This window comes from Corynebacterium sp. LaCa_23 (assembly GCF_058182375.1).
In genome coordinates, this window is sequence record NZ_CP190825.1 from 1,245,737 (window position 1) to 1,265,220 (window position 19,484).

At 56.6% G+C, this 19,484-nt stretch carries 18 protein-coding genes and 1 tRNA gene; 9 read left to right on the forward strand and 10 right to left on the reverse strand.

The features are described from left to right. Positions 1 to 37 precede the first annotated feature (37 nt). The 3 genes from ACP8IT_RS06065 to ACP8IT_RS06075 form a co-directional block, all read right to left on the reverse strand. Positions 38 to 111 (reverse strand) — tRNA-Pro (locus tag ACP8IT_RS06065). Positions 112 to 187: 76 nt separating this feature from the next. Continuing rightward, positions 188 to 586, reverse strand: coding sequence for a YchJ family protein (locus ACP8IT_RS06070; protein WP_490289725.1), 399 nt, complete (start codon positions 584 to 586; stop codon positions 188 to 190). Then, complete coding sequence (locus ACP8IT_RS06075; protein WP_490289726.1) at positions 586 to 1,746, reverse strand: bifunctional alpha/beta hydrolase/OsmC family protein; 1,161 nt, start codon at positions 1,744 to 1,746, stop codon at positions 586 to 588. Before ACP8IT_RS06075 ends, ACP8IT_RS06070 begins: the two co-directional genes overlap by 1 nt. Before the next feature lie 87 nt (positions 1,747 to 1,833). Here ACP8IT_RS06075 and secA2 point away from each other — a divergent pair, with 87 nt between their 5' ends. The 6 genes from secA2 (at position 1,834) to ACP8IT_RS06105 (ending at position 7,682) form a co-directional block, all read left to right on the forward strand. After that, positions 1,834 to 4,125, forward strand: a complete 2,292-nt coding sequence (secA2, locus tag ACP8IT_RS06080; RefSeq protein WP_490289727.1) for an accessory Sec system translocase SecA2 — start codon at positions 1,834 to 1,836, stop codon at positions 4,123 to 4,125. An 85-nt stretch (positions 4,126 to 4,210) separates the two neighbouring features. Then, a complete protein-coding gene (gene odhI / locus ACP8IT_RS06085; RefSeq protein ID WP_005279257.1) occupies positions 4,211 to 4,645 on the forward strand; it encodes an oxoglutarate dehydrogenase inhibitor Odhl in 435 nt (144 codons plus the stop codon). Between the two features lie 100 nt (positions 4,646 to 4,745). Continuing rightward, positions 4,746 to 5,492: a transcriptional regulator FtsR gene (gene ftsR / locus ACP8IT_RS06090; RefSeq protein ID WP_023017530.1), complete on the forward strand. Its 747-nt coding sequence runs from the start codon at positions 4,746 to 4,748 to the stop codon at positions 5,490 to 5,492. Positions 5,493 to 5,530: 38 nt separating this feature from the next. Continuing rightward, positions 5,531 to 6,124: a bifunctional nuclease family protein gene (locus ACP8IT_RS06095; protein ID WP_490289728.1), complete on the forward strand. Its 594-nt coding sequence runs from the start codon at positions 5,531 to 5,533 to the stop codon at positions 6,122 to 6,124. Between the two features lie 146 nt (positions 6,125 to 6,270). Next, positions 6,271 to 6,834 carry a MerR family transcriptional regulator gene (locus ACP8IT_RS06100; protein ID WP_005282882.1) on the forward strand — a complete coding sequence of 188 codons (564 nt, stop codon included), beginning with the start codon at positions 6,271 to 6,273 and terminating at the stop codon, positions 6,832 to 6,834. A gap of 194 nt (positions 6,835 to 7,028) precedes the next feature. Then, on the forward strand, positions 7,029 to 7,682 hold the full coding sequence (locus ACP8IT_RS06105; RefSeq protein WP_490289729.1) for a DUF2283 domain-containing protein: 654 nt from the start codon (positions 7,029 to 7,031) through the stop codon (positions 7,680 to 7,682). A gap of 566 nt (positions 7,683 to 8,248) precedes the next feature. Here ACP8IT_RS06105 and ACP8IT_RS06110 read toward each other — a convergent pair. From ACP8IT_RS06110 to ACP8IT_RS06130, 5 genes are all read right to left on the reverse strand, one after another. Then, entirely contained in the window at positions 8,249 to 9,571 is a 1,323-nt protein-coding gene (locus ACP8IT_RS06110) for a hypothetical protein (RefSeq protein WP_490289730.1), read from the reverse strand. After that, complete coding sequence (locus tag ACP8IT_RS06115; protein WP_284899482.1) at positions 9,564 to 10,241, reverse strand: ABC transporter ATP-binding protein; 678 nt, start codon at positions 10,239 to 10,241, stop codon at positions 9,564 to 9,566. The genes ACP8IT_RS06110 and ACP8IT_RS06115 overlap by 8 nt, the downstream gene beginning before the upstream one ends. A 602-nt stretch (positions 10,242 to 10,843) precedes the next feature. Next, the gene (locus tag ACP8IT_RS06120; protein ID WP_490289731.1) at positions 10,844 to 11,671 is read right to left on the reverse strand and encodes a vWA domain-containing protein; all 828 of its coding nucleotides are present in this window, start codon (positions 11,669 to 11,671) and stop codon (positions 10,844 to 10,846) included. A gap of 49 nt (positions 11,672 to 11,720) precedes the next feature. Continuing rightward, complete coding sequence (locus ACP8IT_RS06125) at positions 11,721 to 12,533, reverse strand: 3-methyladenine DNA glycosylase (RefSeq protein WP_490290597.1); 813 nt, start codon at positions 12,531 to 12,533, stop codon at positions 11,721 to 11,723. Positions 12,534 to 12,600: 67 nt separating this feature from the next. After that, positions 12,601 to 13,908, reverse strand: coding sequence for a DEAD/DEAH box helicase (locus ACP8IT_RS06130; protein WP_490289732.1), 1,308 nt, complete (start codon positions 13,906 to 13,908; stop codon positions 12,601 to 12,603). A 227-nt stretch (positions 13,909 to 14,135) separates the two neighbouring features. On the opposite strand from ACP8IT_RS06130, the gene ACP8IT_RS06135 reads away from it, so the two are divergent. After that, positions 14,136 to 15,665 carry an SLC13 family permease gene (locus ACP8IT_RS06135; RefSeq protein ID WP_490289733.1) on the forward strand — a complete coding sequence of 510 codons (1,530 nt, stop codon included), beginning with the start codon at positions 14,136 to 14,138 and terminating at the stop codon, positions 15,663 to 15,665. Between the two features lie 62 nt (positions 15,666 to 15,727). Here ACP8IT_RS06135 and gndA read toward each other — a convergent pair whose 3' ends face one another. Then, complete coding sequence (gene gndA, locus ACP8IT_RS06140; protein WP_490289734.1) at positions 15,728 to 17,179, reverse strand: NADP-dependent phosphogluconate dehydrogenase; 1,452 nt, start codon at positions 17,177 to 17,179, stop codon at positions 15,728 to 15,730. Between the two features lie 59 nt (positions 17,180 to 17,238). On the opposite strand from gndA, the gene ACP8IT_RS06145 reads away from it, so the two are divergent. Beyond that, complete coding sequence (locus ACP8IT_RS06145) at positions 17,239 to 17,694, forward strand: PaaI family thioesterase (RefSeq protein ID WP_284770686.1); 456 nt, start codon at positions 17,239 to 17,241, stop codon at positions 17,692 to 17,694. On the opposite strand, the gene corA is transcribed toward ACP8IT_RS06145, so the two are convergent. Beyond that, positions 17,691 to 18,764 carry a magnesium/cobalt transporter CorA gene (gene corA, locus ACP8IT_RS06150; RefSeq protein ID WP_284831790.1) on the reverse strand — a complete coding sequence of 358 codons (1,074 nt, stop codon included), beginning with the start codon at positions 18,762 to 18,764 and terminating at the stop codon, positions 17,691 to 17,693. The two genes, ACP8IT_RS06145 and corA, sit on opposite strands and share 4 nt — an antisense overlap. A gap of 116 nt (positions 18,765 to 18,880) precedes the next feature. On the opposite strand from corA, the gene ACP8IT_RS06155 reads away from it, so the two are divergent. Continuing rightward, a complete protein-coding gene (locus tag ACP8IT_RS06155; protein WP_023028800.1) occupies positions 18,881 to 19,483 on the forward strand; it encodes a class I SAM-dependent methyltransferase in 603 nt (200 codons plus the stop codon). Position 19,484 lies beyond the last annotated feature (1 nt).

Genomic DNA, 19,484 nt, shown 5'->3' on the forward strand with positions numbered 1-19,484 from the left:
GGCTGAGGAGGTGATTCCATAGCCGTGGGACAATTTGTCGGGCTAACAGGATTTGAACCTGCGACCCCTACACCCCCAGTGTAGTGCGCTACCAAACTGCGCCATAGCCCGGCGTCGCATTATTTGTTGCGACTGCCCTAGATTACATCAGGATAATTCCACAGTGAAATCAAGGCCATGACCTGCATTAAAGCTCGCCGGTGGAATAGACCCATGAGCCATTAAGGCGCCGGAAAGACGATCGCTCTCGCTGGGAGCCTACCGCCTCGCCCTTGTAGAAGGCCTCAAATTCCACAATGCCCTTATCGTCTACAAGACCACCGCCTTCGGTATCGAGGATATCGAGGCGGTAGAACCGGATGGGGGAGTCAGCCAAGTCCAATGAGCTCGGCCGAGTCACCGGATCCCAGGTGCGCAGAAGATAGTCCTCATCGCCGCTGACGAATGCGCTAAACCGCGAACGCATCAGGGCTTCGGCCGTGGGAGCTTTGGCACCGGCATGGTACTTGCCGCAGCATTCGCCAAAGCTCAGCCCGCTCGTGCAGGGGCAGCGGCGGGAACCGGCGATGGGGTTGAGGGCCACCATTAGTTGGCGTCCACGACATCGGTGATGGTAGCGCCGGCGGCCATGCGCTCGACGTCGGTATCGCGTGCGGCCGCACGCAATGCATCGATATCGGAATCGCTCAAGGAGCCTTTTAGTTCGATGCGGCGCTCGAAGGAGGTGGTACCGGTCTGGGTGATGGTCACGTGGACATCGTCAAGCGCAAGCTTCTTGCCGGCCTCCTTGATGGCCTGGGTGGAGGCAGCTGCCAAGGCCGACATGAGCAGGCCGGTTGCGGTAAAGCCCTTGCCCTTTCCGCCTTCCTTTTTGGTGCGGTCCGCGGTCACGGAGTGATCATTGTGGCGGACCACGACGCCGAACTTGGTGCCGGTAGCGGGACGGGCAACGGCGGCGTCGGTGCCCACTTCCTCGGGTTCATAGTCGGGAACAATAAATTGCTGGGACCAGGCACCGATCAGATCAGCGGCGCGGGCCGCCGTACCCTGTTTCGTGAGCAGGTGATCGGCCTTATCCAACGAGACGAGGGACTTGGGGTAGCGGGTCATGCGGAAGATATTTTGCGCATTGTCGATGCCCACCGTTTGGTCGATGGGGGAATGCAGGGACAAGAGGGGCTTGCGCAACCGCGGTAGATATTCTTCCGGATTGGTTTCTGCCAAATCCTCCAGGAATTTGCGCGAAATGGTCAGGGCCCTGCCGCCCAAGACGACCTCGACCTCACCATTAGCGTCTACCTCGCCGATCTTATCCGCGTAGTGCAGCACGGAGTGCGCGGGATCGAAGGGGGCGCCGATGGTGGCCACGGCGCGAATCTTTTTCATTGCCGTGGCGGCCTTGAGCACCGCTGCGCCGCCCAAGGAGTGACCAATGAGCATCTGTGGTGCGGAATAGTGTTCTTCTAGCCAGTCCGCTGCGGCGCGGATATCGTCGACATTCTGGTTAAACGTAGTGTCCGCAAATTCGCCTTCTGATTGCCCCAAACCGGGAAAATCAAAGCGCAAGGTGGCGATACCGAATTCCGTTAATTGCTTCGAGGTGCGGGCCGCGCCAGGGGTGTGGCGCGAGCCGGCAAAGCAATGCGCGAAGACGGCGAAGGCGAGAGGGGGAGCATCAGGAAAGTCGATGGTTCCTGCCATCTCGGTTCCTCGGCTGGACGGCAGCTTAACATTGACGGATTGCATGGCACCTACAATAACGGCCCCATAAGTTCCAAGCCAGATGAGGTTGACTAGAGTCGTAGGCAGCCAGCCCCTAAAGGAGGAATTGTCGTGGGAGCATTCGATTGGTTCTGGAAAGCGATGGGCTCGCAAAGCGAGCGAAACGATAAGAAATCCAAGGCCATCGTGGATGAAGCTCGCTCCGCCGCGGAGAAATTCGCGCAGAGCGACGATGCTGCCGTGGCCCAAGCCGCCCGCGCTGCGGTGCGCGGCGGCGAGGTCGCAGACAAGGCACAATTCCTGGGTGCATTGGCCGTAGCGTGCGAACGCACCCTGGGCCTGCACCCATTTACCGTGCAATCGCAGGCGGTACTGCGACTGCTTACCGGCGATGTCATTCAAATGGCTACCGGTGAGGGCAAGACTCTCGTCGGCGCGATGGCCGCAACGGGTTTCGCGCTGACCGGAAAGCGCGTTCACGTCGTGACGGTCAATGACTACCTAGCCAGCCGCGATGCCGAATGGATGCGGCCCGTCGTGGAATTTTTTGGCCTTCAGGTAGCTTCTGTGACGGAGGGCATGAGCGCGGATGAGCGCCGCGCGGCTTATGCGCAGAATATTATTTACGCCCCCGTCAATGAATTGGGCTTTGACCTGCTGCGCGATAATCAGATCACCGAACGTGCACAGACGGTGCAGGCTCTTGGGGATGTCGCCTTGGTGGACGAGGCCGATTCCGTCTTGGTGGACGAGGCCCTCGTGCCGCTGGTCTTGGCCGGAAATCGCCCCGGTGAAGCGCCCACCGGGCAAATTACCAATGTGGTCTCCCGCCTCCGGGAGAACCACGAGTACGTCATCTCGGATGACGGGCGCACGGTGCAGCTTACCGATGTCGGCGCAGCCCGCGTAGAGCGAGAGCTCGGCATCGATTCCCTTTATTCCGAGGACACTATCGGTACCGTCCTAGTCAAGGTCAACTTGGCGCTGCACGCAAAGGCGCTGTTGATCCGCGATATTCACTACATCGTGGTGGACGGCAAGCTGCAGCTTATCGATGCCTCCCGTGGCCGCGTCGCCGATTTGCAACGCTGGCCCGACGGGCTGCAGGCAGCGGTAGAGGCCAAAGAGGGCTTGGAAGTTTCTGAGGGCGGGCGCATCCTCGATACGATTACCCTGCAAGAACTCATGCGCCGGTACCCGCTGGTCTGCGGAATGACGGGTACTGCGGTAGAGGCCACCGACCAGCTGCGGCAATTTTATGACCTGCACGTCTCCGTCATCGATCGGAACAAGCCCTTGCGGCGCTTCGATGAGCAGGACCGCATTTTTGCCACCATAGGGGAGAAGTCGGCGGCCATCGTCGAAGAAATTGCCCGCCTGCACGATGCTGGTCAACCAGTGCTTGTGGGAACCCAAGACGTGGCGGAATCAGAAAATTTGGCTGAGGCCTTGCGCGAACGCGATATCGAAGTCAACGTGCTCAACGCCAAAAATGACCGCGAAGAAGCACAGATTGTTGCCGAAGCCGGCGATGTGGGGCGGGTAACCGTCTCCACACAAATGGCCGGCCGCGGTACCGACATCAAGCTCGGTGGCGCCGATGAGGCCGATCACGATGAGGTGGCCGAGCGCGGGGGCCTTGCCGTGATCGGAACCTCTCGGCACCGCACCGCGCGGCTCGATAATCAGCTGCGCGGGCGTGCAGGGCGCCAAGGGGACCCAGGCTTGGCGCTATTTTTCGTCTCCCTGGAAGATGATGTGGTGCAACAAGGCGGAGCTGGGGAAAAGGTCAGCGCGCAACCTGGCCCTGGCGGGCTCATCGAATCCAAACGGGTGCATGACTTCGTAGCCCATTGCCAGCGGGTGACAGAGGGCCAGTTGCTAGAGATTCACGCCCAGACCTGGAAGTATAACCAGCTCTTGGCGGATCAGCGCATCATCATCGATAAGCGCCGTGCAACGCTATTGGATACGGACCAAGCCTGGCAGGAACTAGCCGAGCGCGCCCCAGAGCGGGCGAGCGAGCTTGCGGATCTCCCGGAGGCAGTACGAATTCAGGCGGCGCGGGAGATCATGCTGTATCACTTGGACATGGGCTGGGCCGATCACCTCGAGCTGCTCGATGATGTGCGCGAATCCATTCACCTGCGCGCCATCGCGCGCGAGACCCCAATTGACGAGTATCACCGCATTGCGGTGCGCGAGTTTAAGGACTTGGCGCAGCGGGCGGTGGATCAGTCAGTAGAGACCTTCAGACAGGTGCCTATTGACTCTGAGGGGGCACACCTTGCAGACTCAGGATTGAACCGTCCCAGCGCAACGTGGACCTATATGGTCTCTGATAACCCCCTTGCGGGGCAGGGAAATTCCGTGTTGAGCGGCATCGGAAACATTTTCCGGTGAAATAATTGCCCACTGAGAGATCACAGACTCCGAAGAGTCGCTATTATTGGTATAAGTAACTCAAAACTAATCCCCGGAGGTAACAATGAGCGAGAACACCGGAACCCCGGAACCACAGGTGGAGACCACCTCTGTATTCCGCGCTGACCTGCTCAAGGAAATGGAAAATGGCACCAAGGGAACCGATACCTCTGCGGTAGGTACGGAAAACCTGGAAGATGGCCAGGCGTTGCTCGTCGTCAAGCGCGGCTCCAACGCCGGTGCCCGCTTCTTGCTTGACCAGGACACCACCACGGCGGGGCGCCACCCGGAGGCAGATATCTTCCTGGATGATGTCACCGTTTCCCGCCGCCACGCTGAATTCCGCAAGAACGATGACGGCCAATTCGAGGTAGTAGACGTGGGATCCTTGAACGGCACCTACGTCAACCGCGAGCCGCGCAATTCGCAGGCGCTCGAGGTTGGAGATGAGATTCAAATCGGTAAATTCCGCCTCGTATTCATCACCAAGCAGGACTAAAACTGCAGCAGACAAACCGTTTTGCCGTCCTTGGTTAAAGCGGTTTAGTCTCCTTTTTATATCCAACGACTACTGAGACACTTTTAAAGAGATAGACACAGTGAGCGCAGCAGAATCCGCGGCGGCATCAGCTCGCCGCAAGAGCCCGAACACGAAGAAGGCTAAGACCATGTCCATTGGCGTGGTCTTAGAAACGCTGAATCAGCAATTTCCTGATGTCACTGTGTCCAAAATCCGCTTCCTCGAATCAGAGGGGCTGATTTCTCCCCAGCGCACCGCCTCCGGCTACCGCCGGTTCACGCAGGAAGACGTGGATAGGCTGCGCTACATCTTGACCACACAGCGGGATAACTACACCCCGCTCAAGGTCATTCGCGAGCAGCTGGAAGCAATGGATTCCGGCCAGGTCACCGCCATTGTTTCTGCTGGCAATGCGGAGACCTTGCTGTCCCCGCAGCAGTTCAAAGCACCCGCGGTAACGCGCCTGACCGATGCCGAGGTAGCAGAGCAGGCGGGGGCATCAGAGGCGGATATTGCCTCTTTTATCAAGGACAAGCTGATTAAGCCGGATGCCGCAGGATTTTTCAATACCGATGACGTGGCCATTGCCTCTGCCGCAGTTGCACTGCAGGCCTTCGGGTTTAGCTCTAGCCAGCTGAAGTCCCTGCGCAATAGCGCCCGCCGCCAGGCGGATTTAATCTCCCAAGTCGCAGCCCCCGTAGCGCACTCGAATTCCGATACCGCACACCAGCAGGCAGAAGAACTATCCCAGCAGATGACGGCGCTAGTGGTTTCCTTGCATGCCACCTTGGTAAAGACGGATTTGCGCCACGAATTTAACGCCTAACTCACCATGGCCGCCTCCCGTGTGGGAGAGTGGTAGCTATGAGTGATGTAACCCTTGAATTTCACGGCATTCACCAGCTTGGGCCAGAAGATGATGTCTGCGCACTGCTGCGTTGGCCCGAAGAAAATCGCCTCATTCCCGTCTGGCTTTCGGCCGTAGACGGAATCCAATTGGCCGCCGTTTTTGCTGACCAGCGCCCGAACCGCCCCACGACCCACGATCTTCTGTGCGAGGTCTTGGAGGCTGCAGGTGGCGTCGAAGCCATCGAGATTGTCAACCATCATCAAGGCACCTTCATGGTGGATATTCAGACCGCGCAAGGTGAAGTTTTTGATGCGCGTGTAAGCGATGCCTTGGCGGTAGCCGAGTACTTTAAGGTGCCCATCGTTGCCGAATCTGCGCTCTTGGCGCAGGTATCCGTCTTCGCCAGCGAGGACGACATCAAGGAATACTTCGACCTCGAGCTTCCTACCCCCACGCAGGACTGGGAAGATAGCGATGCCTCCTCCACCGAGGAAAGCACCTCTGCATCCGGAAACGCGCAGGCCGATGCCGATTTCGAAGAGATGATGCGCAGCCTTGGCATGGATGAATCCGATTTCCACACGGGGGAAGAAGACGAAAAAAATTAATGACACGCGTGTGACTAATGGTGACAATGTGGTTTTTAAAGTCTAAAGTTGTACTCGAAGGTTAAGCAAGCACCGCTTGACGAGGGTGTGCGCTTGGCATTTAATTGATCTTTAGAGCTTCCAACAAACCCCATTGGAGTAATTACGTGAGCATCACCGAGGACACTCAGTCCGAGTCCCAGTACGTCCAAGAATCCCTCTTTGATGTGGGACCGGACGAAGAAGTGGGGTACCGCGTGCCCATCGCTTGCCAGGTTGCTGGCATCACCTACCGCCAGTTGGACTACTGGGCACGCACCAACCTGGTCAACCCCTCCATTCGCACCGCCCGCGGCTCGGGCTCGCAGCGCCTATATTCTTTTAAGGACGTCTTGGTCCTCAAGATTGTCAAGCGCTTGCTCGATACCGGAATCTCCCTGCAGAACATCCGCCTGGCCGTGGAATCGCTGCACGACCGCGGTGTCAATGACTTGGCGGAACTCACCCTCGTCTCTGATGGCACCACCGTGTACGAGTGCCGCTCCAATGATGAGGTCATTGACCTTCTCGCCGGCGGCCAGGGCGTCTTCGGCATCGCAGTCCCGGGAATCTTGAAGGAACTGTCCGGCACGATTACGTCCTTCCCCGCAGAGCGCATCGAGGAATTGCCCGATGACAACGTGGTTGGCTTGGATGAGCTCGCCGCTCGCCGCAACCGCAAGAGCTCCTAAGTCCCCTATAAGTTCTCCCTCCAGACCTCAGCTCACGGGGGTGGAGGGAGTTTTTATACCAAGGTTTGGCTCCTGGATTCTAGGGGTCGCTGCAACGATGATGGTTACTTTGGTTTGTTGCTACGTAATCACACTGTGGGCGATAAAGGGAAAGGCCTCCCTACCTAATAAGGAACTTAAATCATTAGGTTTAGATGAATACTCGGCCTCGCCCAGCGGTGCTTCAATTGCAGTCACTAATGAAGGCGGGGGAGCTTTCCGATCTCTCAGGTGCTCTTGATGCGCCTTGGGCTATAGATGTGACAGGGTTCTCAGTTCATACATGGTATGAAAATCGTCAAAGTACGGTAGTTCAACATATTTCACCAAATTCTTCAACGCAGTTTTCCGTAATAGCAGATCCTTTTTGGATCCCATTCTTGGGAATCAAAGGTGGAAATCTCATGCGTCATGCGTTGACCCAGATGGCTAAGCGGAAGATCAATAAAGAGCTAGTTGAGCACGTTATAAAAACAGGCAGAGCAAGCAAGGGTAATGGGAACACTACAGTATTTAAAGGCAACTGCATTCGAGTTGATGTAGATAACAAAAAGCGTAAATGTGATTACTGTCACGAAAGGGTAATTATGAATATTGATTATGACCCAGAAGCTGATGCAGCCTATCTAGCCATAGCGCAGCCAGGCACCCTCTCTGAACGGCAGATATCAGCAATAACTATAGCAGAAATGGAAGGAGAAATAGAGATAGATATCGACGAAAATGGAAAAGTTATTGGTATCGAGTTCGTGAATGCCTCCTTGATTCTTCCGTCAGCCTTCCTAAATAGAGCAAACCGGATATCATAGGCATCATCTAAAGGGGCGCCGTCGAGATAGAATATCTTCTCCTGCGCAGGTTTCTGCAAAAATAGGTCCCAGAACCCATCATCACGTGTAAAAGACGTCTATAACAGGCTAGCCCAGTTCACAGGATCACCTCGAGATCATGTCCACGGCTTTGATTTATCCGAATTGCTGATCCGTACTCAGATGAGCACTCGATGACTTGCAACGTAATGATGTATTCACACTAAACGTCCTTGGCTGTAGCTCCTCCGCAAACGCAAACTCCTCCAGGCCTGCAGGGCTTGCGATTTGTTTTGAGCCGCGTATATCTGCTTCAACGCTTGACACGCGTCCTTGTGATCCTCATGGAACCCATCCTGGTTCGCCAGCTCAGCACAGGCATGAGCCAAAACGATGCCCCTTCATTGATTTGGATTCATATGCCAAGCACACGGCTTGTGGCCGTTCGTGTCTACCCTGACAGTCAGTTAGGTAGCCTTGTTGATAGCTGAAGTGTCCCAGATTTTCCCATCTACTCAAACGGAACAAAACCTGGGACTTCACTTAGGCGAGAGATTCCTTTTAAGCTATTTCCTCGATGCCAAAGTGGTTTGAGTCTCTTTGCCCTTTACACCAGAGAATCCCAGATACAAAAGTGGCACAAAAATCATAACGAGAATAAACACAGATATTAGTGGTTGCCAATATAACTCACTCAACATCTCAATCAAACTGATATTCCAGACGAACATCATGAGTAGTCCTAGAAAAAACACGCCAATAAGCACTAATACCTGCGAAGAAAAAACTATTGAAGCAAGTGTGAGAAGTAATGCGAAATGGTATTCACGACTCATAATCCCTAGCTTGAGGAATTTATGTAGGCTACGGTTGAGCAATTGGCTAAGTATGAGACTTGCGGAGATAATCGCTAGTAGCGTAAAGGCTAGAGGCACGGCCATGAGCACCCAGAAGTCCCACTGCGCAATGCCGCCTTCTCCCATGGCGCGGGCTTGCATACCAGATGCGCTGAAAAGTAATGCAGGGATGCTTGCAATGAGGAACAGGAATAACGAGATACCTGAAAAACGTGACCGGTATTCAGAAGTCACAGATTTACTCAAAATGGGGCTGGGACGGTACGAGGATAACCTTGAAACGAGTGTCGTAAGGTTGAGTGCAATACGCGGAGCTGCCTGGGGAACAAGAGTAGAACCAACAAGCAGTATCCCTACCGTAAAAAGAATTCCACCTTGTTGTCCGTTTTCATAGACTATTCCGAATATAATTAATGCGGTCCCGCCTAAAGCGAAAATCCCCGGCAAGAGCCAGCGTTTGATGGATCGTAAAGTTCTGAAGCTATTGTTCACCCTCGTCACTAAATTCGTACTCAGAAACAATACCGAGATAGTTAGTGGAATGAAGAGGCTGATTATTGCGAGAACAATGCCGAAAAAAGTAGGAACGCCAAATGCACTGACACTGATTAATGGAGCTCCGTTGTCATCAGGAAGCCATTCTAACAGTGCAGAAAATGGTAAATAAAGCACGACTGTGAGGAGTAAGGCGCCGACGAACGGCTTCCACATTTGCCCAAGCATTATGCGGATAAAGTGACGCCGACCCAGTCCAAAGCGTATAAGCGTTATGGATTGCTCGCGAAGGAGTAAAGACCCGAGAACTGCAAGCGGAATGTTCATGGCGATGGCGACAAATGTTGCCCAAAAGAGCATATTGCCACCAATAAACTTGAATTGGTCATCCGGAAACTCATCAATCAATCGCGACCAAACTGAACCTAAAACAAGAACAAAGCTGGTGGTGATTCCGAGCGCTAGTGCAAGGACAAAGAAATATATTTTGGCCTCGCCGACGATCGACGTCCCAATTTTTTGCAAATTCTTATTCATGGTTTGCATCGTCCTTTTCCATAGTGATTACAGAATCAACGAAGCTTTCGACGACTGGATCGTGTGACACCATGAGAACACCCGTTCCCTCGTGCACCGCATCGTCAACGACACGGAATAAGCTGTCCCTTGAGTCGCTATCTAACGCACTGCTCGGCTCGTCAAGTAGAAGTAATTTAGGTTGTCGTATGAGTCCACCAGTGATCATGACTCTCTGTAATTGACCCTTTGAAAGTTCATTCAGCATCTGGTTTACAGTGTGTTCTACACCTAACGATTCAAGAATTCCGACATAGAACCCTGAAGTCACTTCTTTCTTACAAATTTGTAGATTGAATTCTAAATATTCTTTTACCGTAAGGCCTGGGAAAGCTACTAATTCTTGGCCAACGTAGGAAATATCGCTTCGGAGTAATTTCTGGCGGGTCGATACTGAGGTCTTAGATATGTTGAACTCGTTAAGTAGCACTACGTTTCCTTCATGGAGGGGGTGCAAGCCTACGATTGCGTTCAGAAATGTGGTCTTGCCGCATCCAGAAGGACCTGACAATAATGCCTTTTGCCCGCGAGTAAGCTCAAAATCTAGTGGCAACGCTAGAGGGGAGCTATGCCTTGGGGTCGCCTTAACAGTAACTGCTTGAACTTCGAGTACGGGGCTAACGGTTCTCATGGAAGTGTCTTTCTAATAGAGCGAGGAAGGAAATAATTACGGGGTTGTAGCTGAAATTGTCTGATAACCTACGAAATGAGGGGTGGACAAGAGACATGGGTCCTGATCCCCGGAAAGTGGACACGTCGGTGGCTAATTATGCAACTTTAGCCAGTGTAGCTGAAGTCCCGGCAAAAACATCAGGAGCCATAAGATTGCACTAGGAGTGTCGTCTGCGCTTGTTGTAGCGCATGCACCACCGGCAGACTGAAAGGTCCCAGGTTTTGTTCCGTTTGAGTAGATGGGAAAACCTGGAATATGCCAAGAAGATTTGACTAGGATGCCAAGGACCGTGCGGTCCGTCTCGTGGAAGATTGCATCTTGGCGGAAAATATGTCGATGCGCCCCGCATGCCAGGCAGTAGCCCCAAAGCTGGAGGGTTTGGAACACGGCGCGTCCTTGGTTTCTAGTGGTCGTGGAAACACCTGACATGGGTTGGGTGATTGTGTGGAGTCGAAATAGGATCCGGGTTCTGGGGTAGTGGCGCGGTTTGCGGCGTTGGTTCGGGCTGGTAGTTCAATCCGGGCGGCTGCTGGAGTGGGGTTTGTTTACCAGAGTCTCCGTTAAACCCCAGCGGCCTTATCCATTGCCGCATTAAAATCTTCCTGCGTGCCCGCATCGACGCTGGTGAAGTTGTCTGCGCCGTTTTTTAGCTGTTCATCGACTGCCCCTGGACCCACGTGAACAACGGATAGCTCTACGTTGTCTGACTTCGCGCTGTCAAGGGCGGCGGCAAATTGGGCTTCGTCCATGTCGAGCTCGGTGCCGGTAGTAACGAGGACGACCCGTGCCTTCTGGTTGGTGCCCGCGGCTTGATCCGCTGCGGTGTTCAGCGCGGCAATTGTGGCGCTGCGCGATTGCGGCACGCCACCGGTGCCGAATGCCGCGAGCGTCTCCGGCACCGCAGCGCCGTTGCCGAATCCAAGATTATCCCGGTAGCCCACCGTGGCGGCTTCCGAGATAGGAGACGAATAGTTCCAGAGGGCAACCTGGCTATTATTCTGGCTCAGTTTTCCCGCGGTGCCCGAAAGCGCTTGTTGCGTTGCATCAAACATCGCGGTCATATTCGCCGAAGTATCAACGAGCAGGAGGGTATTGGGTGCCAGTTCCACGGTGGAAGTGGAAGCCGGAGAGCTGGAATCTTTGGCGCCGCTCTCCTCCGATGGCTGCGGAGCATCGGTGCCCGACGTAGCAGGAGTAGAAGAAGCCGCGGTACTGCTTTCTACAGCGGATTCGGAGGTGGTCTCGGCGGCCGTAGTGTCGTTGGAGTCATCGCCTACACGCATTAAGAAAACCACCAGTGCAATGACGGCAAGGATCGCGATGATGGCAACCGCGACAACCCATCCGGCGATCGCGAATTTATTTTCCCCGTTTGAGTGCCGTGCCATGTAATGCCTTTCTCCAAAGTCTCCCGAACCATCGCGTGATGCGTTTAACCTAGTGTATCTGGGAGTAAGCCGTTTCCATTACTGCGACAAGCCGCTCACGCAGCGGTTGGGCGCGCTGGGCCAAGCCGCGTTGACGATTGACGTATATTGCCTTTCCCTCCGGCGTTTCAATGGGCACTACCCCAAGGCCCCAGTCGCGGCAATCGTACGGGGAGGCCTCCATGTCAAGGATGCGGGCATCGATAGCCAGATCCAGGCAATCGAGGAAGAGATCACCTGGGACCAAGGGCCCCAGCTTCCATGCCCATTTATAAAGATCCATGCTCACGTGCACGCAGCCTGCCTGGTCGTTGGCTGGTTGATCCTCGCGGTAGAGCACCGTCAGATTGAGCGGGCGCGCCGGCGGGGTAAAGAAACGGAAGGCATCATAATGCGAGCACTTGAGGGAGTGAGTATCCACGACGCGGTTGGTCCCTTCGGCGCCTAAGCGCAGCGGGAGATCGTGGCGCGGGGAATCGGTGTGGTAGACCATCGCCCATTCATGCAGGCCAAAGCAATCAAAGTGCACCGGGTTGGTGGCAGAGCGCCGCAGCAGATCCAGAATATAGTCAACGGAGCTGCCGCGGCGTTGCATGTAGGATTCCACGTCCACGGTGACGCCGTCCGCAGTCTCGCGGTAATCGCGCCAGCTAGCCTGGGGCGCGTCACCCTCGAGCGCCGTGCCGATGCCTGGGTGCCAACGCTTCAGATACGATGGGCGCACCGGGTAATACTCAAAGAGGAAATCAAACACGGGATGATAGCTGCCGGGATGGCGAAACCGCTCCAGGCGGTCCGTTGCCCGCCGCTCGTGCTCATCCATGCGGGCGGTCCAGTCAGCGGTAGATAAAACCTGCACGGGCCTATCCTCCTTTCTATTGCGCCAGCGCTTAACGACGCCGCCCCTTACCCCTCCTGGCACCACCAACCGGTTTCTTCTGCTGGCGTGGGGGTTGTTTCTTTTGTTGCTGGCCCGAGCCGTGCGAACCGTCTTGGCCCGGTGGGGGAAGGGCTGGTCCGTGGGGTTTGCGGGCGCCGGTGACCGTGCGCAGCTCGGGAGCGCCGGCCGGGTTATCGCGGTGGGAAATATCGTGTTCGGTAGCGCTCACACCAGCCTTTTTGATGAGGGCAGCTACCTCTGAACGCTGTTCATCGGTGACCAGGGTAACCACCGTGCCTGTGGCGCCGCCGCGGGCCGTGCGCCCTGCGCGGTGCAGGTAGGCCTTGTGTTCTGCCGGCGGATCCACGTGAACGACGAGGGAAACGTCTGCGATGTCGATGCCGCGCGCCGCAATATCGGTGGCAACGAGGACTGGAATGGAGCCATCGGCAAAGCCAGAAATGGCGCGGGTGCGCGCACCTTGGCCCTTATCCCCGTGGAGTGGATAGGCGTTGATGCCGGCGCGCCTTAGCTTTTTCACCTGCCTATCCACGCCGTGCTTGGTTCGCATGAACATAATGGTCTTGCCCGCGCGCGCGGCGATGCGCATAACCACCTCGTTGCGGGCGGGGCGATCCCCGACGAAAAACAGGTGGTGCGACATCGATTCCACCGCCGCGGTCACCGGTGCGGTGGAATGGACTACGGGATCGTGCAGGAATTGCTCGACGAGCTTATTGACGTCTCCGTCGAGGGTCGCGGAGAAAAGCAACCGCTGACCGGTGGGCGGGGTGTAGTTTAAGAGCTTGCGCACTTGGGGAAGAAACCCCATATCGGCCATCTGGTCCGCCTCGTCCAAAGTGGTGATCTGCACCTTGTCAAAGGACAACCTGCCTTGGGCGATGAGATCCTGGGCGCGACCAGGTGTAGCGACCAAGAGATCCACTGGGCGCGCCAAAGACCGGATGTGGTGGTTGATATTGACGCCGCCGACCACCGCGAGGACGCGCAGCCCTAATGCGGCGGCCGGCTCATCGAGGCGTTGTTGGATCTGCGTCGCCAACTCGCGGGTGGGGGCGAGGACGACCGCACGGGGGTGGCCGGGGGTCGAGGCACCCGAGCCAGCCAATCGGGCCAGCGTGGGAAGCCCGAAGGTAAAGGTCTTTCCGGATCCGGTAGGCCCGCGGCCGAGTACGTCCTTGCCCGCGAGTACATCCGGGATGGCTGCGGCTTGGATGGGAAATGCTTCCGTGATTCCTTGGTCGTTCAAAACGTGAACCACGCGCTGAGGTAAGCCGAGTTCGGCAAAAGTAGTCATCGTTGGGCAATTCTAACTGGTGGGTGCGCAAAATCCCGCATCGGCTAGCGCACGATTGGGCACCGTCTTTATGAGTGAGAAATGCCATAGCAAAAATAGGGCTCTACTTTAGGTATTTCACTGGTTATTACCTAACGTGGAAGGTCGTGCTGGGAAGCACACACAATTTATTCCTCCACTCACCGGCCCATCCCAGGGCCACAACGAACTGTTAAGGAGTCGTCTCCATGGCTCAAGCACAAGCATCCACAGCCAGTTCTTCTTCCCACTCCTCGCCGCAGGAATCTACCGAACCCACGAAAAAGGAGAAATTTCACCTTGATGCCGTGTGGTTCGCGCTGGCCTTCCTGGCTCTAGCGGCCGTCTTACTTATCCCGATCCCGGGACTCGACTGGCCCGCTAAAGTGGCCCTAGGCATGCTGGCCTTCGCGGTGATCATGTGGGTGACTGAGGCCGTGAGCTATCCGGTGAGCGCCTTGCTGATCGTCGGCCTTATCTCGCTGCTTTTGGGGCTTGGGCCGGATCCAGAATCCGATGGTATCTATGGCAGCTCTAATGCCCTCAAGGTCGCGATGGCAGGATTTTCCTCGTCTGCGGTAGCGCTTGTGGCCGCGGCGCTGATCTTGGCCGGAGCGATGCAGGCTACGGGCCTGCATAAACGGATTGCGCTGTACGTGCTGAAGATCGCGGGGGAGAAGACCTCCCACATCGTTATCGGCGCCATCGCGATCGCCATCATCTTGGCCTTCTTCGTTCCCTCTGCCACCGCGCGTGCGGGCGCCGTGGTGCCTATCTTGCTCGGTATGGTAGCCGCCTTCGGCTTGTCCTATGAGTCGAAGCTGGGTGCCCTACTCGTCATTACCGCAGCGCAGGCCGTCTCGATCTGGAATGTAGGTATTAAAACCGCAGCCGCACAAAACCTCGTAGCGGTGGGCTTTATCGAGGATCAAATGGGGCAGTCGGTCTCCTGGGGGCAGTGGTTTATTTGGGCCGCGCCCTGGTCCATCCTGATGTCCGTTGCGTTGTACTTCATCATGCGCGCCGTCATCAAACCGGAAACGGAGCGCATTGAGGGAGGAAAGGAGCTCATCGCCAAGCAGCTAGAGGACCTTGGGCCCACCTCACCGGAAGAGAAAAGGCTTATCGGGTTTTCCCTCCTCCTGCTCTTTTTCTGGGCCACGGAGGGACTGCTGCACCCGATTAGCTCGGCCGTCATTACCGCGGTGGCCGTCGCCTTGATGTTGCTGCCCAAGATCGGCGTATTTACCTGGCCAGAGGCGCAGAAGTCCGTGAGCTGGGGTACCCTCATCGTCTTTGCCATTGGTATTTCCCTTGGCTCCTTCCTGCTGGATACTGGCGCTGCCACGTGGTTATCAGAAAAGACCTTCGGATTGATGGGGCTGGATTCGCTGCCGATTCTGGCAACGATTGCGCTGGTATCGCTATTTAATATCCTCATCCACTTGGGCTTTGCCTCAGCGACGTCGCTGGCCTCCGCACTCATCCCGGTCTTTATTGCCTTGGCCTCCACGCTGGATGTACCCAACGGCGGCATCGGCTTCGTGGTCATCCAACAGTTCGTCATCTGCTTCGGATTCTTGCTGCCTGTCTCGGCGCCGCAGAACATGCTGGCCTATGGCACCGGTGCCTTTAGCACCAAGCAATTCCTGCGCTCCGGTATCCCGCTGACCATTGTCGGGTACCTGCTCATCCTGCTGCTGTCTGCCACCTACTGGTCGTGGCTGGGCTTGGTCTAAATCCAGAGACGAAAAAGGGGAGGGCCTGCACCGTGCAGGTCCTCCCCTTTTATTTGCAGTACTTAGTCCGTCTGCGTCAGGCTGCGGTCGCCGGACCACTCGACGTGGAAGGTGCCAGGCTTATCGGTGCGCTTGAAGGTGTGCGCTCCAAAGAAGTCGCGCTGGCCCTGGATAAGGGCGGCGGGCAGGCGCGTAGCGCGCAGGCTGTCGTAGTACGACAACGAAGAGGCAAAGACCGGAGCGGGTAGACCCATTTGGGTTGCCGCGACGACGACGCGGCGCCACGGCTCGATGAGATCTTCCAGCTCGCCCTTCAAATAAGGATCCAGGATGAGGGCGGGAAGTTCTGGGTTATTATCAAATGCTTCGCGGATGCGGTCCAAGAACTTGGCGCGGATGATGCAGCCGCCGCGCCAAATGGTGGCCAGATCGCGCGGATCGACATCCCAACCAAATTCCGCGGAACCGGCCTTGATCTCATCGAAGCCCTGGGAATAGGCGATGAGCTTGGCGGCGTACAGCGCACGGCGAACGTCTTCGATGAAAGCATCCTTGTCGATGTCGAAGTCCGCGTTCTCGCCGGCCGGAAGCTGTCCCTCCTGCGCGGCGGCACGCTGCTGGCTGGAAGAAGACAGTGCACGGGCGAAGACGGACTCGGCGATGCCGGTAATCGGCACGCCCAATTCGAGGCCGTTGATGGCGGTCCAGCGGCCGGTGCCTTTCTGGCCGGCGGCGTCCAGTATGACATCGACAAGCGGGGCGCCCGTATCCGGATCCTTCTGGGCGAGTACCTCGGCGGTGATCTCAATGAGATAAGAATCCAAGTCGCCGGAGTTCCATTCCTTGAAAATCTCCGCGATTTCGGCCGGCTCCATGCCCGCGCCGTAGCGCAGCAGCTGGTAGGCCTCGCCGATGACCTGCATATCGGCGTATTCGATGCCGTTGTGAACCATTTTGACGAAGTGGCCGGCGCCATCCGGTCCAATGTGGGTCACGCACGGAGTTCCGTCCACCTCGGCGGCGATGGACTCCAGGATGGGGCCCAAGGTCTCCCAGGACTCGGCCGGACCACCAGGCATGATGGACGGGCCGTTCAAGGCGCCTTCCTCACCGCCGGAAATGCCCGCACCCACGAAGTGCTTACCGCGCTCGGCCACTTCCTTTTCGCGGCGAATGGTATCCGTAAACAGCGCATTGCCGCCATCGATGATGATATCGCCGTCATCCATGGCATCGGCAAGCTGATCGATGACCGCATCGGTGGCCTTGCCCGCCTGCACCATGATGATGGCCTTGCGGGGGCGCTCCAAGGAGGCCACGAAATCCGCGATGGACTCGGAAGGAATAAAGTTTCCTTCATCACCGTGGGCCTCAATGAGGGCGTGGGTCTTTTCCGGGCTGCGATTATAGACGGCGACGGTATTGCCATTGCGGGCAAAGTTGCGGGCCAGGTTGGAGCCCATTACCGCTAGGCCGACAACACCAATGTGCGCGAGTTCGTTCTTTTCAGTCATGGTGCCTATCCTACGTCACCGCCGCGCTTTCGCCGCGCTGGCGGTTAAGCTTGAAGACTATGTCAGATACCCAGATACTCAATGATTTGCTTCATACCGCGCACACGCGCCTGCTCAACGAGGAGGAACTGGAGAAACTAAATTCGGTTAACGGCGGGCTTGCTGAGTTCATCGGCCTTACCTTCGACCGCGTTGGCCCAACCGAGGCCCGCGCGCGCCTTACCGTGACTTCTCAGCATCACCAGCCGTGGGGCGTGGCTAATGGCGGGCTATATTGCACCATCGCGGAAACTGTCGCCTCCATTGCCAGCGTCGCGGCTGCCGATGCCCCGGCGATGGGCGTCAATAACTCCACGGACTTCATCAAGGCGACAGGGGAGGGCGAGCTAGAAGCGGTGGCCACCCCCATTCAATTGGGCACGCGCACCCACGTGTGGAGCGTAGAGATGCGCCAAGGAGACACCCTCATTGCACGCACCACGCTGCGCACCATGATTATGGATAAGCGCAGCTAGAGCCAGTGGTTCTTCCGGAACCACGCCCACAGGCCGCCAACGACAGCGACCATGATGATGATTGCCATGGGATAGCCAAAGGCCCAGTGAAGCTCCGGCATGATATCGAAGTTCATGCCGTAAATACCGGCGACGAGGGTCGGCGCGGCCCACATGCCGACGACCGCGGAGATCGTGCGCATATCCGAGTTTTGCTGCATGGTGACCTTGGCCACCGAGGCATCGATAAGCGAGGTCAGGCGTTCATCGAAGCTGGCGACCAAATCATTGACCACGAGCTCGTGGTCATAGACATCGCGCAGGTAGGACCGGATCTGCTTAGAGATGAGATCCTTGTGATCCGAGACCATCGCCTTTAATGCCGCAGAGAGCGGATAAATGGCGTGTTTCATCTCCAAGACTTCGCGCTTGAACATATAAATGCGGTCAACATCGAATTTCAGGTTCGGGGTAAAGATTTCCTCTTCGAGTTCATCGACTTCATCGCTAATCAGGCGGGCGACCTCGGAGTAGCGGTCCACCATCATGTCCAGGATCTTCCAGGCCATGGCGACGGGCCCGAGCTCCACCAGGTCCTGCTCGTCTTCGACCGTGTAGGCCAGATTGGGCAGCTTCGCACCGTGGCGAACGGTAATGATGAAGTTAGAGCCCATAATCATCTGGATTTCGCCCGTGGAAATGATCTGGCGCTTATCTTTCACCTCATCGTGGTCGCGGTAATTCACTGAGCGCGCCACCACAAAGAGCTGGTCATCGTAGCGCTCCAGCTTCGGACGCTGGTGGGCCATGACGGCGTCTTCCACGATGAGCTCGTGGATGCCAAATTGCGAAGCGATCTTCGTCATCTGGGATTCATAGGGCTCATGCAGACCCACCCAGACGAACCCGCGGCCGTATTCCGCCACGGTTTCCAAGGCGGAATGCGCGGAATACTCGCCGGGCAGGGCCTCACCATCGACGAAGACGCGGCAGTGCTCAATGGCGCGCTCCGCGGGAACCGGCGGGAAGGAGGGCTGATTAGGAGGTGTGGATTTCTTTCGGCCCCTAAAGGGCGTGGGTACGGACGGCATCGTTTCAGCCTCCTTTGCACGGTAGTGCGGATAGTAACGCAATCAAGTAGTAAAACGGGCCACGTTTTACGCAGCGGGTAAAGCTTACACCGACGGTGGGTAATATAATCGAATCTATGCCTACGTGGAAAGAAGTTACCGAAGCCAATCCCGCCCACTCCCATAATTTCGCCCGCAAATGGAAGATGCTTGAGGCGCAGGGCAAAGACATTCATGGGGAGGCCCGGCTTGTCGATGCCATGGTAGAACGCAATTCCACCATCCTCGACGCCGGCTGCGGAACCGGCCGCGTCGGCGGGGAATTGCTACGCCGTGGTCACAGCGTGGTGGGCATTGACGTGGACCCCATTTTGATCGAGCACGCTGAACATGACTTCCCCGACGGCGAGTGGTTCGTCGGGGACCTGTGCACGGAAGAGGTTCCTGAAGGCCCCTTTGACTTGGCTGTTTCCGCAGGAAACGTCATGGGCTTTTTGGCCGTGGACGGCCGCGAGGAAGCCCTGCGGAATATTTTTAACTCGCTGGCCCCCGGCGGGCGCTTCGTCACCGGCTTTGGGGAAGGCCGCGGTTGGGATTTCCAGGACTTCCTCGATATGGCGCAGAAGGTGGGCTACCGCGTTGACTTCACGTTTTCCTCTTGGGACATGAAGCTATTTTCGGAGCATTCCACCTTCTTGGTCGCCGTGCTATCTAGGCCTGGCGCGGACCTCTTGGCCTAAG